This window comes from Streptococcus hepaticus, assembly GCF_043656315.1.
Taxonomy (GTDB): domain Bacteria; phylum Bacillota; class Bacilli; order Lactobacillales; family Streptococcaceae; genus Streptococcus; species Streptococcus hepaticus.
Genome location: NZ_JBINIY010000011.1, coordinates 17,484 through 31,642 on the forward strand (window position 1 = coordinate 17,484; position 14,159 = coordinate 31,642).

Genomic DNA, 14,159 nt, shown 5'->3' on the forward strand with positions numbered 1-14,159 from the left:
ATACTAAATTGCTTACAAAAAATAAAAATAAAACAAAAAGGAGGTTTGTATCATGAGTTCTGAAGCATTAGGAATGATTGAAACAAAAGGGTTAATCGGTGCAATTGAAGCAGCCGATGCAATGGTCAAGGCGGCCAATGTGACCTTGGTCGGCAAGGAATTGGTCGGTGGCGGTCTCGTCACGGTCTTGGTTCGAGGTGATGTAGGAGCAGTGAAGGCTTCTACAGATGCAGGTGCAGCTGCTGCACAACGAGTTGGGGAATTGATTTCAGTGCATGTGATTCCACGCCCTCATACAGAGGTGGAAACAATCTTACCAACAAAATAAAAAGAAATAAGGAGTTATTTTTCCATGGGACAAAATATGAATAATGGAAGTCAAGCGACAGCTCATCAACAAATGGTTGAATTGACCAAGAAATTCCATGCCATTGGAATTCGGAGTGGTATCATTTCAGGCTTATTTTATGGTCTCTATTCTTTTGTTGTCATGATTATCAGTGGCTTTGATCCGATAAAATCAGCTGTTGGCATTTTTGCAGCTCCCTTTGTTATGGGAGGTATCAATGACTTTCTTGGTGGTTGTGTTCTGTTGCTCAATGTTATTCGGACAGGTAAATTTAAAGAACTGGGCAGAAGCTTAGCGACCAAGCCTGGGAAAATTATGCTATTGGGATTTATCTTAGGAGGGCCAATTGCCAACGGTGCTTATCTGATTGGTTTGTCACTTGCAGGAGCCTTTGCGATTCCAGTATCTGCTACAACGGCCGCTTTCGGTGCCTTATTTGCAGCAATCTTCTTAAAACAAAAAATTACTCCACGTGTTGGACTGGGAATGGTACTCTGCGTAGCAGGTGCAGTCATCTTAAATTTGGTCAAACCAGAAGGGGCCACAAACTTTACCTTGGGAATTATTCTGGCAGTCTTTGCAGCGATTTGTTGGGGGCTTGAAGGATGTATCTCTAGCTTCGGTGGAGCTATGTTGGACTCAGAAGTAGCTGTTACCATTCGTCAAATTGTATCTGGCTTGATTCAAATGATTATCATTGTACCAATGGTTGGTGCGACTGGCCTCTTTACAAAAATGATTGCAGCTCCACTTCCAATGTTCCTCTTGCTCGTATCTGGCACACTGGTAGGTATTTCTTATACCACTTGGTACCAATCAAATGCTATGGTCGGTACAGCAATTGGTATGTCTCTCAATATCACTTATGCTTTCTGGGGAGTCTTCTTCAGTATCCTCTTCTTGGGACAAGCATTGACACCAACCATTACCATTGGTTCTATCATTGTTATCTTGGGGGCTATCATCGTAACGACCAATCCATTGGATTTATTTAGAAAGAGTGAGGTATAAAAATGGGACTTTTACCAGCAAGAACGGCTGTATTGAATTATTTAAGTACTGTTGAAAAAGCTGATGTACACCAAGTCATGGAAGCTTTAAAATCACAATACGGAAGCGAAAAACAATTCACAGTTCCACTCTTCCTTGAACATCTCATGTCTTTGGAATGTAACTGCTATGTGGAACAAGTGGGCTATGATTTGGACGAACATCAAAAACTTAGAATCTTGTATAAAATCACTGCTGATGGCCTAGATGCCGTTGACAAATATGTTGCAGCAGAATACAAAAGATAATCGGAGGAATTATCAATGAGATATTATGGTGGACAAGCCTTGGGCTTGGTCGAAACATTAGGACTGGTACCTGCTATGGAAGCATGCGACAAGATGCTCAAAGCAAGTGATGTAAAACTCGTGTCCTATGAAAATGTCGGCTCAACTCTCGTGACTGTTATGGTAGTGGGAGATGTAGCTGCTGTGCGTGCCGCTGTTGAAGCAGGTGCTGCAGCCGCTGCAGCAATTGGTAAATTGACTGCTCACAATGTGATGCCAAGACCAATTCCAACCGTCGGTGACATTGTGTCAGTACATGATATTGACAACTAGACATAAAGGAGAATACCGTGAAAAGATATCAAGCAATTGGGGCAATTGAAACATTTGGCTTAGTCTTTGCTTTAGAAGCAGCAGATGCCATGGTAAAAGCCTCTGAAGTAGATGTTATTGGTTATGAAAATGTGGCTTCTGGTTATATCTCTGTCATCGTTCAAGGTGAGACAGAAGCCTGCAACACTGCTGTTGAAGCAGGTGTTCGTGCAGTAGAAGCAATGGGAGCTGAAGTATACAGCCATGTTGTCATCCCTGGCCCACACGAAGATCTTCGTAAAATTATTGACCGTTACTCCTTATCTGTTCTCTTGCCAGAAAGCTCAGAAGTTCAATCATAAGAAAGTGTGTAGAGTATGTTGTATATTGACAAAGATTTAGCATCCATCCAAGAAATTAGAAATTTACTCTTGAATGCTCAAACTACTTTTGCTCAATTACAAAAACTAACTCAGGCTGATTTAGATCAGTATAGTGCCACTTTGATTCAGAACCTGCAAAAAGATGGGGCATCTTCTATCCGTGAATTTGTAGCTCAAAATCAATACGGTCAAGAAGAGGATGAAATTTTTCTCTGTCAAGAATTTCTCAAACGATTTGACCAAACCTTGCAGAGAGAGTCCTATACAGGTATTATCGGAGGAAGTAGTCAAGAAAAGGTCATCGAAATTGGTGTACCGCTTGGTGTGATCGGTGTCTTATTACCAGCTTATCCAACCTATACACTGATTGTCAATCTCTTGTTATTAGCTATTAAGTCTGGGAATGCCATGGTCTTGGTTGCTCATAAGCTGACCAAGCCAGCAACGATTCATGCGATTGGGCAGTTATTGGACCAACTCGATGAGATGGGTTATCCAGCAGGAGCCTTGAGTTTAGCAGAGATCGCAAATGATGCAGGAATTTCCGAGTTGCTTCTCAGTGATAAATTGTCTTTGCTGATCAATATTGGTTGTCCAGAATATATCACGACTGATTTTAGGACCAATACGCCTCTCATTTATGGAGGTGAATCTTCTGGTCCCGTCTTCATTGAAAGGACGGCAGATTTGGAAAAAGCAGTCAAAGATGTCATTCACTCTAGAAGTTTTGACAACGGCATCCTACCAGGTTCGGAGCAATTCCTAGTAACGGAAAACATCATTGCAGACCAGATTACCCACATAATGGCAGCTAATGGTGGCTATATTTTGACTCAAGATGATACGGAGAAATTGATCACCTTTTTAAAAGCATCTGAGAAGAATGTTACCAATAGCTACAATGGAAAATCTGCTGCTTGGCTAGCGAAAATGGCAGGATTCAGTGTTCCGAAAGATACTCAAGTCCTTATTTCAGTGCAAGAGTATATGAACGATGAGGATTATTTTAATAAAAAATTACTTTGTCCAATTATTATCCTCTATCGGGAACCTGACTGGACACTTGCCTGTGTCAAATGCATGAGCATTTTGTCTGAATTGAAAATGGGGCATACACTGACCATTCACTCGGCAGATTGGAAAATCATCAAGGAATTTGCCATGGTGAAAGCTGTCGGAAGAATCGTGGTCAATGCACCAACAGCCTGTACTGCGACGGGTATCAAATCCAGTTTTGCACCGTCACTGATACTGGGCGGTATTACCACAGGACGTGGCTACCGTTCAGAAAATATTACTCCAAGACACCTAACCTATACTCGACAAGTTGGATTTGAATAAGGAAAATAGGAACAAAATGATAGTGGACTAGCAGATAGAAAGAATGGACATCAGAAATCTGCTAGCTACATGTTGAAAGAGAGGAAATCATACATATGGATATGAATGAATTTACAGCCAAATTAGAAGAGGCTACTAAAAAATTAAGCGAGGCAGAACGTGCATCGCTGGTTAAAATTTTCCAAAGTGTTTCAGAAGATATTACAAAACCAGAAGTAAAAGCGGCACCAGTACTTGCGAGTGAAGGAACAGAGGTTCCAGATGGTATCACACCTCGTTTGCAAGCTCTGAAAAATCAATATTTAAGTGCCCGTCCAACTATTTCCTTGATTCGTGCCATTAACTTAACACGCGTTTCAAAAGAAAATGAAGGAATGCCAAAAGCTGTTCTTCGTGGTACTGCCTTTAAAGAATTCTGTAAGATTGCACCGCTGGTCATCCAAGATCATGAGCTCTTGGTTGGTGCGCCTAATGGTGGTGCTCGTTGGGGTGCCTTCTCACCAGATATTTCTTGGCGTTGGCTCCGTGATGAATTGGACACTGTTTCAACTCGTCCACAAGACCCATATGATTTGTCAGAAGAAGACAAGAAAATCTTGGTAGAAGAAATCTTCCCATACTGGACAGGTAAATCTGTTGACGAAGCTTGTGAATCACAATACCGTGAAGCAGGTGCTTGGGAATTGTCAGGCGAATCCTTCGTTTCTGACTGTTCTTACCACGCACAATCTGGTGGTGGGGATTCTAACCCAGGTTACGACGTTGTCGGTATGAAAAAAGGGATGCTGGATATCATCGCAGAAGCTCAAGCTCACTTGGAAGAGTTGGATTATGCCAACCCAGATGACCTTGAAAAGATTTACTTCTATAAAGGACAAATCTTAACAGCAGAAGGTGTGGTTATTTACGCCAAACGTATGTCAGAATACGCAGCACAACTAGCAAGCAAAGAAACCAATCCAAAACGAAAAGCTGAGTTGGAAATGATTTCTAAGGTCAATGCCAATGTTCCTGCCCACAAACCAGAAACATTCTGGGAAGCAATGCAGTACTTGGTAACTATCCAACACTTGCTTCTTTGTGAAGAAAACCAAACTGGTCTATCCATTGGTCGTGTCGATCAATACATGTATCCACTTTACAAGAAAGATCTTGAAGAAGGTCGTATGAACGATTTCCAAGCCTTTGAACTTGCTGGATCTATGTTTATCAAGATGTCAGAAATGATGTGGTTGACTTCAGAAGGTTCTTCTAAATTCTTCGCAGGTTACCAACCATTCGTAAATATGTGTGTGGGCGGGGTGACTCGTGCTGGTAGTGATGCTACAAATGACTTGACCTACCTCTTGATGGATGCTGTTCGCCATGTCAAAGTATACCAACCAACCTTGGCAACTCGTATCAATAACAAATCACCACGTAAATACTTGCAAAAGATTGTAGATGTTGTTCGTGCAGGTGTTGGCTTCCCAGCTTGTCACTTTGATGATAGCCATATCAAGATGATGCTTGCTAAAGGTGTATCAATGGAAGATGCACGTGACTACTGTCTCATGGGATGTGTAGAACCACAAAAAGCTGGTCGCCTCTATCAATGGACATCAACAGCTTATACACAATGGCCAATCTTGATTGAGACCACATTGAACCGTGGAGTTCCACTCTGGTATGGCAAACCAGTTACACCAGATATGGGACCACTTGACCAATACAAGACATTTGAAGAATTTGAGGCAGCAGTCAAAGAAACCATTAAATACGTGACAAAATGGACTTCTGTTATGACTGTTATTTCTCAACGTGTTCACCGTGAATTGGCACCAGTACCACTCATGTCTATGATGTACGAAGGAACTATGGAACATGGTCGCGGTGTTAAATCTGGTGGTGCTATGTACAACTTTGGTCCAGGTGTTGTCTGGTCAGGACTTGCCAACTATGCGGACTCAATGGCCGCTATTAAGAAACTAGTCTTTGAAGATAAGAAATACACCTTGGAAGAATTGAACAAAGCCTTGGTAGCTGACTTTGAAGGCTATGATCAGATTCGAGCAGACTGTCTTGCAGCACCAAAATATGGTAATGATGATGATTATGTAGACAGATTTGCGGCAGACATTATCGAATTCACAGAAGAAGAACATCGTAAATACCATACACTTTACTCCGTATTGAGTCATGGTACCTTATCTATCTCAAACAACACTCCATTGGGACAAATTACAGGTGCGTCAGCATCAGGCCGTCGTGCTTGGAAGCCATTGTCAGATGGTATCTCACCAGACCATGGCATGGATGTCAAAGGCCCAACAGCTATTATCAAGTCTGTATCTAAGATGGCCAATGAAAACATGAACATCGGTATGGTACACAATTTCAAGATTATGGCTGGTTTGCTGGATACACCACAAGGAGAAGAAAGTTTGATTACCCTCTTGCGGACAGCAAGTGTACTTGGAAATGGCGAAATGCAGTTCAACTATTTGGATAATTCAGTGCTGATTGATGCACAGAAACATCCTGAAAATTACCGTGACTTGATTGTGCGCGTGGCTGGATACAGTGCCTTCTTCGTTGAATTGTGTAAAGATGTACAGGATGAAATTATTTCACGTACAGTATTGACAAAGATTTAGTAAGAGAACAAGGTTTCCTAACGGAAAATGTTAGGAAGCGGTGGTTAGGAAGTAGTGATGGGAATGCAGAAGAAAAAACACGAGACACGAATAAATGTATTCAATGTCCAAAAATACAATCTATATGACGGTCCTGGTATCCGAACAATTGTATTTTTCAAGGGTTGTCCAATGCGTTGCAAGTGGTGTGCCAATCCCGAAGGTCTGGAATTTGGGTCAAATGTCATGTACAAGGAAACCTTGTGCAAACCCTATAATTCTTGCGCAGCCACTTGTCCGCTAGGTCAGATTTGCTTCTCATATAAAAATCCAGAAAGTCCTAGTCCTTTTGATTACGCAGACAAAGAGCATCCAATCGATATCCGTAAGTACAAAAAACGCCTTCCAACTAAGGAAGATATCAAGGATTGTCCAGAGGGTGCTCTGACTGTCGCGGGTGAATCAAAAACCATTTCTGAACTCATGTCAATCATTCATGAAGACGATGCTTTTTATGAAATGTCGGGTGGAGGAGTTACTTTATCAGGTGGGGAATGTTTGGCTCAGCCAGAAGGAGCGATTGCTCTTCTCCAAGCTTGTAAACAAGATGGGCTCAATACGGCTGTTGAAACAGCTGGGCATGTCCCAAACAAGGTTTTCCAGGCTGCAGCTCCCTATGTGGACCTCTTCCTCTTTGACATGAAGCATATGGATTCCAAAAAACATAATGAATGGACAGGGGTTGGAAATGAACGCATTCTGACCAATCTCAAATATGTCATCGAATCAGGCTACAATATCAAAATTCGCATGCCCATGCTGAAAGGAATTAACGATAGTCAGGAAGAAATTCAAGCTATTATTGAGTTTCTTCTGCCATACAAGGACTACAGTAATTTCCAAGGGATTGACCTTCTACCTTATCATAAATTAGGGGTCAACAAGTATCATCAGCTAGGGTTGGAATACAAGATTGAAGGAGATCCTTCTCTGAGTGACTATGATTTAGACAGGATTGAATCCTATATCTTAGGCTATGATTTTCCGGTGACAGTTGTCAAACACTAATCTTGAATAAAAGGAGGTGCAGTCGTGCTAGAGGGAATGGGGAAAATTGATCGGATTATTCAAGAATCCGTTCCTGGAAAACAGATTACCCTGGCTCATATGATTGCTGCGCCTATCCAATCTGTTTACCAATGTTTAGGAGTTGACGAGTCGGGAGCGATTGGCATTCTTGCCTTAACGCCGTATGAGACAGCCATCATTGCTGCAGATATTGCAGGTAAGTCAGCTAATGTCGATATTTGCTTTGTAGACCGTTTTACGGGTTCGCTCATGTTTAGTGGAGATGTGCAAAGTGTCAAAACAGCCTTGCAATCTATCTTGGAATATTTTGAAGAACAACTGGATTTTACAGTTGTCAAAGTGACTCAATCATGAAGAAGCGAATCATGGTTATCGGTCCAAATGATAAGGACAAGGAAAAAATCATTGAATTGATCGAAGGTGAGAGGAATCTTCCTCATGTCCAGTCCATGGTCTACCTGGACAAAACCATTCAAGTGCCGAGTTCCTATCTTAGAGGATCTGGAATGATGAAACACATCATTGCAACACAACAAAATGCAAGCGCTATCCTAATGATACTATCTGCTGATCGTGCCTTTCCAGTCTATTCTCCCAATTTTGCCAAAGTCTTTCGTATCCCGACAATCGGACTTGTTTTAACAAGAAATGACCCGTATCAGGAAATCGGAAGACTCCCGTGTAGGAGAGAATTAGAGGAAGCAAAAGTAGATATTATTCTGGTGTTAGACTTGGAAAATGATGAACAATGTCAACAACTCTTACACACAATAACCTTATTAAAGAAGGAATGATATGAAAACACAAGAATTTAGCGTAGGACCTAAATTTGTAATGGGACATCATTCCACAGAAGAGCTTTCCAAGTTATCTGTCAAGAGAGCCTACATCATTTGCGATCCCTACATGGATCAAAGCCATATGGTGGACGCAGTCTTGCAGGAATTGAAGAAAGCTGGCGCGGAGACAAAAGTCTTTTCAAAAGTTGTCCCAAATCCTACGATTGAAGTGATTACTGAAAGTATTTCAGAAATCAAAACCTATAAACCGGACCTCGTCATCGCCCTTGGTGGCGGATCAGCTCTTGATACGACCAAGGCAGTGATCAAGGTCTATACGGAATCTGAAAAGGTTGAAAAGCCGAAGATGATTGCTATTCCGACAACTAGTGGGAGTGGTAGTGAGATTACAGCTTTCGCCGTGATTTCAGATCCTAGTAAAAATGAAAAATTTGTCATTATTGACGATTCAATGGTACCAGATTTAGCCATTTTGGATACCTACTTTACCATGACAGTGCCTCCAGCTGTAACAGCAGATGCAGGGATGGATGTGCTGACCCATGGTTTAGAAGCTTATGTTGCAAATGGCGCTACTGATTTTTCAGACGCCTGTGCAGAAAAAGCCATTACCTTAGCTTATAAGTTCCTTTACGAAACTTATAAAAATGGGGACAATCAATTTGCCCGTGAAAAAATGCACAATGCTTCAGCTATTGCTGGTATTGCCTTTAATAATGCGGGTCTTGGTATCTGTCATAGCCTCTCACACGCTATTGGCGCCTTCTTCCATTCTCCACATGGTCGCATCAACACTCTCCTGTTACCTCATGTGATTGCATTTAACGCATCATTGGAAGAAAAGGGAGAGACAGCTATTGCTAAACGTTATGCGCAAGCAGCCAACCTACTTGGCCTATATGGCTCAACTCCAAAACAAGGAGTACGGGCTCTCATTTACGCCATCACACGCATGGCAAAACAAATGAAGATGCCGACCACCATTGAGGAGTTAGGAATTGATCGTCAAGAATTTGAAAAAATGATTCCTGAAATGGCAGAACGTGCCCTTGCAGATGCTTGTACAGCTGGCAATCCACGATCTGTTACCATCGAGGATCTCGAGGCTATCTATCGAGCCTTGTAAACAATGGAAAACTTGAAGGAATCATCTGAAGTCGTTAAAAAGAAAGAAGTCATTTTATGAAATTTTTAACCGAAGATGATTTGCGCGTCGAGTATCATCAATTTCCATTTGACACCTTTACCATCAAAAAGGAAGAACGGTTGACGCCCGGGGCACGGACTTTTCTAGTCGATCGAAAAATTAAGATTATCAATGAAAATGAAGTCAAACCACTAGGGAAACTTCCACAGAAACTTCAAAAAATAGCAGTTAATCCTATCGAAAGTCCAGTTGAAACCAGTTGGCAATCCCAGTCCATCTGGCTGGATATTCGGTGTCAGTTCTTGGAAATAGCTTTTGACCTAGCACCAGTTGACTTGGTCTTGGCACAAGAATTGAATGGACTAGAGCGCTATTTGGCGACAATTCTGGCTGGTGGGGAATGTATCCTGCTACCGACTGCCAATGGAATGGCATCAACCGAAAAAATTGGCAAATCCTTTATTCATGGAAACTTATCAAATGTTGGTATGTTTCTGCAAACCAGCAATGGTCGTATCCTAACCAAGCTATATCCACTCTATTTCCATTTGGAAAGAGAGATAGAGCGCCTACAGTTACAAGACCATGAGAAACTAGTAGCCTTGCTAAACCGTCTCGGGCAAGACATTGCCTATTACTTTCAACCAAGAGAGGAACTGAACAATGATGGCACAAACCTTACCTAAAACTTGCGACCAATACGTTGAAGAGTTTGAACGTGTTGAGAAACAACCTGTCAAAGGAACGAGCAAGGTTTATTTGACGGGTGTAGATTTAGGGACAGCCTACATTGTGCTCGTTGTCTTGGACGAAGATAAAAATATTGTGGCTGGTGCCCATCGTCCAGCTTCAGTCATCAAAGATGGTATGGTCGTGGACTACATTGGAGCCATTCGCATTGTTCGAGAATTGAAAGAATCGCTCGAAGACCAATTAGGTACAGAATTGCTCTATGCAGCCGCTGCCATTCCACCAGGGACAGATGCTTTGGATGGAGGGGCTATTAAAAATGTGGTGCAAGGAGCTGGTTTTGAACTCACTGCTGTACTGGATGAACCTACAGCGGCCAATACCATTGTTGGCTTGCAAAATGGCGCTATCGTGGATATTGGTGGTGGCACAACGGGAATTTCTATCTTGAAAGATGGAAAAGTGGTCAAGTCTGTTGATGAAGCAACGGGTGGAACACACTTCTCACTAGTCGTGGCTGGAGCCTATAAGCTGAGCTTTGATGAAGCGGATGCCTACAAGCGGGATCCCAAGCACCATAAGGAATTGCTCAGTGTCCTGAAACCAGTCATTGAAAAGGTGGCGTCCATTGTCAAGCGGAGTATTGAAGGAATGGATGTGGATGTGATTTACCTAGTTGGTGGCACAAGTTGTCTTGCAGGAATAGAAACTATCATTGAAAAAGAAACAAAGATAAAAACCATCAAACCGAAAAATCCAATGTTTGTGACGCCGATTGGCATTGCCATGAATTGCAGTCAAGACATAATCTATTAGAAAAGAGGCACATATGCTAGTTGCAGAATTAGTCGATACAATTTGGGCAACAAGGAAGTCCGACGCCTTAAATGGCGTGAAATTTCTACTTGCTGAAGTAAAAGGTGGTAGTCGAGCTGGTGAGCTTCTGGTCGTTGTAGATATGATTGGGGCAGGTATTGGTGACCGAGTGATTATTGCGACTGGATCTGCAGCGCGCCGCATGATGGGTGACGATCAGATGCCTGTCGATGCCGCTGTTATCGGAATTATTGATGAGAACTATGACCAAGTCAAAAAACAAAATGGAAAAATAGAACGATTCTCGTAACGGAAGTCGGGTGATCAGATGTCAAGTGATGTTAAGTATGGATTACTTGAACACGCTTGATTCACGAAAACCCTCTATCTTAGAAAAGGAGAAAACATGGCAAAATTAATTACAGCAAAAGATGTATTGGCCTGTCATCAAGCTGGTAAAACAATCTGCTATTTAGAAGCAGGTACTATTGTTACACCAGCTGCGCGTGATGAAGCTAAAAAATATGGCATTTGCTTTGAAGAAGGTACAGAAGTTGTTTGTCAACCTCAAGTCGCTACAGAAAAAGGATTAGACGGCATTACAACTGACGAAATATTGTGTTTATTGAAGAAAATGTTGCTGGCAGGCGACAGTGAGCCTGCTAAGGAAGTTCCACCCTACCGTTGTGTATCCCATGCAAATGGCTTGAAAGTGGTCAAAGGTGGCACTGTTCGTATGGACGAATTTGACACAGGTACTCCAGGTGCTAAGGTTGGTTTCCAAGAGTTGGTCAGCCAACACGAATCAAAAATGAGCGCTGGTTTCTTGACCATTGATCACTCTAATTTCGCTTGGAAATTACCATATGAAGAAATTGACTATGTTATTTCTGGAACAGTTTCCATTGAAATTGATGGACAAACCTATGTCGGTCGTGCAGGAGATGTCCTCTTCGTACCATCTGGTTCAGATGTTGTCTGGGGGTCACCGGATAATGCCAAAATTTTCTATACAACCTATCCTTCAAACTGGGCTGACTTAATGTAGTGAGAGGGCTCTGAAATGAAGGCGTTAGGAATGATTGAAACCTACGGTTTTATCGGTTCCGTAGAAGCAGCTGATGTGATGCTAAAGTGTTCAGATGTGACTCTTTTAGGAACCGAAAAAGTTAGCGGAGGCTTATACTATATTAGTATCACTGGTGATGTTGGAGCTGTCAAAACAGCTGTTGATGCAGGGGCTGAAGCTGTTCGTCGTCTTGGAGAGAATTGTCTCCAAGGTGCCCACGTTATTCCACGTCCAGACGATCAATTAGCAGGCCTCCACCACCCAGTTGTTGCGTCTTTGTCAATAGCAGAAGAAGAGCCAGCTAGCCAAGCAGAGGCAGTTTCAGAAGGTCCAATTCTGGAAGAACAGACGAAGCTTCTACCAGAAACAGAGGAACCAAGTGTTCCAACTTCAGACAATTCAGCTGAAACCGGGATGACTTTTAAGGAATACAAAAGAAAGCTAGACCGAACACGAGCGTCTGAACTGCGTGAGCTGGTATCGGTAAATCCTCATCTTGAGATAGCTGAAGATACACTGACCAGCTTAGTTAGACGAGAAATGATTGCTCTACTTCTAGAAGATTTCAAAGCACAGCACAAACAGAAACAGTAAAAGAAAATTTTTGGGGGTCGGATGATGAAGACATTAGACGTTGATCTCTGTTCAATCCAAGAAGCACGAGATCTTGTAAGAGCTGGGAAACAAGCTGCTAATATTATAGCGACTTTCTCAGACCAACAAATTGATGCCATACTGAAAAATATTGTCAAGGCAGTCGGAGCAAATGCCTACTACCTTGCAGATATGGCAGTTGAAGAAACTGGCTTTGGCAAGGTAACAGACAAAGCCTATAAAAATTATGCCGCGGCACACCTACTTTATAAAGAAATCAAGGATATGCAAACTTCTGGTATTTTTGATTTTGATGAAGCAAATAAAGTATTTAGTGTTGCAGAACCAATGGGACTCTTGTTGGGGATTACTCCTTCAACAAACCCAACTTCAACCGTGATTTTTAAATCAATGATTGCCATTAAATCACGGAATGCCATCGTATTTGCCCCACACCCATCTGCGAAACGTTGCAGCAATGAGGCTGTGGAAATTGTGCGCAAAGCGGCAGTTGAAGCAGGAGCGCCAGAACATATAGTCGGCTCCGTTTCAAGCCCATCACTGGCTGCGACCAATGAATTGATGAATGCCAAAGACATTTCCATGATTATCGCAACGGGTGGTCCTGGCATGGTGAAAGCAGCCTATAGTTGTGGAAAACCTGCTATCGGTGTCGGAGCTGGAAATTCCCCAGCCTACATTGAACGGACTGCTAATGTGGAAAAGGCTATTCGTGCCATTGTCGCATCAAAAACATTTGACAACGGAACCATCTGTGCTTCTGAGCAATCAATCATCTGTGAAGAGGTCAATAAAGATGCAGTGGTTCGTGAGTTGACCAAGCAAGGTTGCTACATGATGAGCAAAGAAGAGACTGATAAGGTCTGTGAGTTGCTCTTCCGTGGAAATTCGCATGGTTGCAACCCAGCTATGAATCCCAAATTTGTTGGACGTCCAGCCACTGAAATAGCTGAAGCAGCTGGAATTGTTGTACCAAAAGACACCAAGATTCTCGTTGGACCACAAGCAGGTGTCGGAGCAGGAAATCCACTTTCTTTCGAAAAGTTGACAACTGTGATTGGTTTTTATGTCGTGAAAAATTGGGAAGAAGCCTGTGCACTCAGCATTCGACTCTTGCAAAATGGTATCGGTCATACCATGAGTATGCATACTGAGGACCCAGATATGATTTTGCGTTTCTCATCTAAGCCTGCTTCACGCATTCTAATTAACACTGGCGGAAGCCAAGGTGGTACAGGAATTTCAACTGGATTACCGGTTTCCTTCACCTTGGGGTGTGGAACAGGTGGTGGAAGTTCCGTATCTGAAAATCTTTCACCAAAACATTTGGTTAATGTAAAAACAGTGGCCTACGGTATCAAGGATGTGGCGACATTGGCAGATGATGCGGAGTTCCAATCTTTACCAAAACTTGCTGTGAAAACAGAAGTCCAACCAGATGCAGTTTGTTCAGCTAGTGTTCATATTCATCATGAAACAGAAACCCCGACAAATACTGATTTCTTGAAACAAACGCCACAGTCTATCCAAGCAAAGTTTGAACAAGAGCAAGAGAGCAGTTGTCAACAAGAAGCGCAATCCACTGTGACTAGCGTTGATAATGAAGCCATCGTACGGGAAATCCTATCCGCACTGAGACAAAAATAAGGGGCGGTC

Annotated in this window: 17 protein-coding genes; all 17 read left to right on the forward strand. The window is 42.4% G+C overall.

Annotated features, from left to right (window positions below):
* Positions 1-52: 52 nt before the first annotated feature.
* The 17 genes from ACHUFA_RS08530 to ACHUFA_RS08610 all read left to right on the forward strand — a co-directional run bounded on the left by ACHUFA_RS08530 (position 53) and on the right by ACHUFA_RS08610 (position 14,150).
* Entirely contained in the window at positions 53-328 is a 276-nt protein-coding gene (locus tag ACHUFA_RS08530; protein ID WP_222349312.1) for a BMC domain-containing protein, read from the forward strand.
* Positions 329-352: 24 nt separating this feature from the next.
* Positions 353-1,360, forward strand: a complete 1,008-nt coding sequence (locus tag ACHUFA_RS08535) for a DMT family transporter (protein WP_222349327.1) — start codon at positions 353-355, stop codon at positions 1,358-1,360.
* A gap of 2 nt (positions 1,361-1,362) precedes the next feature.
* Positions 1,363-1,647 (forward strand): hypothetical protein, encoded by a 285-nt coding sequence (locus ACHUFA_RS08540; protein WP_222349330.1) that lies wholly within the window; start codon positions 1,363-1,365, stop codon positions 1,645-1,647.
* 15 nt (positions 1,648-1,662) lie between these two features.
* Positions 1,663-1,959, forward strand: coding sequence for a BMC domain-containing protein (locus ACHUFA_RS08545; protein WP_027969983.1), 297 nt, complete (start codon positions 1,663-1,665; stop codon positions 1,957-1,959).
* Between the two features lie 17 nt (positions 1,960-1,976).
* A complete protein-coding gene (locus tag ACHUFA_RS08550; protein WP_222349332.1) occupies positions 1,977-2,300 on the forward strand; it encodes a BMC domain-containing protein in 324 nt (107 codons plus the stop codon).
* 15 nt (positions 2,301-2,315) lie between these two features.
* Positions 2,316-3,662, forward strand: coding sequence for an aldehyde dehydrogenase family protein (locus ACHUFA_RS08555; protein ID WP_222349335.1), 1,347 nt, complete (start codon positions 2,316-2,318; stop codon positions 3,660-3,662).
* Positions 3,663-3,757: 95 nt separating this feature from the next.
* Positions 3,758-6,298 (forward strand): choline trimethylamine-lyase, encoded by a 2,541-nt coding sequence (gene cutC / locus ACHUFA_RS08560; RefSeq protein ID WP_222349337.1) that lies wholly within the window; start codon positions 3,758-3,760, stop codon positions 6,296-6,298.
* A gap of 57 nt (positions 6,299-6,355) precedes the next feature.
* Positions 6,356-7,345, forward strand: coding sequence for a choline TMA-lyase-activating enzyme (gene cutD / locus ACHUFA_RS08565; protein WP_222349349.1), 990 nt, complete (start codon positions 6,356-6,358; stop codon positions 7,343-7,345).
* 36 nt (positions 7,346-7,381) lie between these two features.
* Positions 7,382-7,720, forward strand: a complete 339-nt coding sequence (locus ACHUFA_RS08570) for a BMC domain-containing protein (RefSeq protein WP_222349410.1) — start codon at positions 7,382-7,384, stop codon at positions 7,718-7,720.
* Positions 7,717-8,160 (forward strand): EutP/PduV family microcompartment system protein, encoded by a 444-nt coding sequence (locus ACHUFA_RS08575; RefSeq protein ID WP_394405559.1) that lies wholly within the window; start codon positions 7,717-7,719, stop codon positions 8,158-8,160. Before ACHUFA_RS08570 ends, ACHUFA_RS08575 begins: the two co-directional genes overlap by 4 nt.
* A gap of 1 nt (position 8,161) precedes the next feature.
* A complete protein-coding gene (locus tag ACHUFA_RS08580; protein WP_394405561.1) occupies positions 8,162-9,292 on the forward strand; it encodes a 1-propanol dehydrogenase PduQ in 1,131 nt (376 codons plus the stop codon).
* Positions 9,293-9,348: 56 nt separating this feature from the next.
* Complete coding sequence (locus ACHUFA_RS08585) at positions 9,349-9,999, forward strand: hypothetical protein (RefSeq protein ID WP_394405563.1); 651 nt, start codon at positions 9,349-9,351, stop codon at positions 9,997-9,999.
* Positions 9,980-10,819, forward strand: a complete 840-nt coding sequence (gene eutJ, locus ACHUFA_RS08590) for an ethanolamine utilization protein EutJ (RefSeq protein WP_394405589.1) — start codon at positions 9,980-9,982, stop codon at positions 10,817-10,819. The genes ACHUFA_RS08585 and eutJ overlap by 20 nt, the downstream gene beginning before the upstream one ends.
* 13 nt (positions 10,820-10,832) lie before the next feature.
* Positions 10,833-11,129, forward strand: coding sequence for a EutN/CcmL family microcompartment protein (locus tag ACHUFA_RS08595; RefSeq protein ID WP_222349370.1), 297 nt, complete (start codon positions 10,833-10,835; stop codon positions 11,127-11,129).
* A 96-nt stretch (positions 11,130-11,225) separates the two neighbouring features.
* Entirely contained in the window at positions 11,226-11,867 is a 642-nt protein-coding gene (locus ACHUFA_RS08600) for a cupin domain-containing protein (protein WP_222349372.1), read from the forward strand.
* A gap of 15 nt (positions 11,868-11,882) precedes the next feature.
* Positions 11,883-12,482 carry a BMC domain-containing protein gene (locus ACHUFA_RS08605; protein ID WP_394405565.1) on the forward strand — a complete coding sequence of 200 codons (600 nt, stop codon included), beginning with the start codon at positions 11,883-11,885 and terminating at the stop codon, positions 12,480-12,482.
* A 24-nt stretch (positions 12,483-12,506) separates the two neighbouring features.
* Positions 12,507-14,150, forward strand: coding sequence for an acetaldehyde dehydrogenase (acetylating) (locus ACHUFA_RS08610; RefSeq protein ID WP_222349411.1), 1,644 nt, complete (start codon positions 12,507-12,509; stop codon positions 14,148-14,150).
* The last annotated feature ends 9 nt before the right edge of the window (positions 14,151-14,159 follow it).

Excerpts from the sequence above, each read along its gene's own strand:
- ACHUFA_RS08530 (WP_222349312.1), top strand. The coding sequence starts at position 53 with ATGAGTTCTGAAGCATTAGGAATGATTGAAACAAAAGGGTTAATCGGT.
- ACHUFA_RS08535 (WP_222349327.1), top strand. The coding sequence starts at position 353 with ATGGGACAAAATATGAATAATGGAAGTCAAGCGACAGCTCATCAACAA.
- ACHUFA_RS08540 (WP_222349330.1), top strand. The coding sequence starts at position 1,363 with ATGGGACTTTTACCAGCAAGAACGGCTGTATTGAATTATTTAAGTACT.
- ACHUFA_RS08545 (WP_027969983.1), top strand. The coding sequence starts at position 1,663 with ATGAGATATTATGGTGGACAAGCCTTGGGCTTGGTCGAAACATTAGGA.
- ACHUFA_RS08555 (WP_222349335.1), top strand. The coding sequence starts at position 2,316 with ATGTTGTATATTGACAAAGATTTAGCATCCATCCAAGAAATTAGAAAT.
- cutC (WP_222349337.1), top strand. The coding sequence starts at position 3,758 with ATGGATATGAATGAATTTACAGCCAAATTAGAAGAGGCTACTAAAAAA.
- cutD (WP_222349349.1), top strand. The coding sequence starts at position 6,356 with ATGGGAATGCAGAAGAAAAAACACGAGACACGAATAAATGTATTCAAT.
- ACHUFA_RS08570 (WP_222349410.1), top strand. The coding sequence starts at position 7,382 with ATGGGGAAAATTGATCGGATTATTCAAGAATCCGTTCCTGGAAAACAG.
- ACHUFA_RS08575 (WP_394405559.1), top strand. The coding sequence starts at position 7,717 with ATGAAGAAGCGAATCATGGTTATCGGTCCAAATGATAAGGACAAGGAA.
- ACHUFA_RS08580 (WP_394405561.1), top strand. The coding sequence starts at position 8,162 with ATGAAAACACAAGAATTTAGCGTAGGACCTAAATTTGTAATGGGACAT.
- ACHUFA_RS08585 (WP_394405563.1), top strand. The coding sequence starts at position 9,349 with ATGAAATTTTTAACCGAAGATGATTTGCGCGTCGAGTATCATCAATTT.
- eutJ (WP_394405589.1), top strand. The coding sequence starts at position 9,980 with ATGGCACAAACCTTACCTAAAACTTGCGACCAATACGTTGAAGAGTTT.
- ACHUFA_RS08595 (WP_222349370.1), top strand. The coding sequence starts at position 10,833 with ATGCTAGTTGCAGAATTAGTCGATACAATTTGGGCAACAAGGAAGTCC.
- ACHUFA_RS08600 (WP_222349372.1), top strand. The coding sequence starts at position 11,226 with ATGGCAAAATTAATTACAGCAAAAGATGTATTGGCCTGTCATCAAGCT.
- ACHUFA_RS08605 (WP_394405565.1), top strand. The coding sequence starts at position 11,883 with ATGAAGGCGTTAGGAATGATTGAAACCTACGGTTTTATCGGTTCCGTA.
- ACHUFA_RS08610 (WP_222349411.1), top strand. The coding sequence starts at position 12,507 with ATGAAGACATTAGACGTTGATCTCTGTTCAATCCAAGAAGCACGAGAT.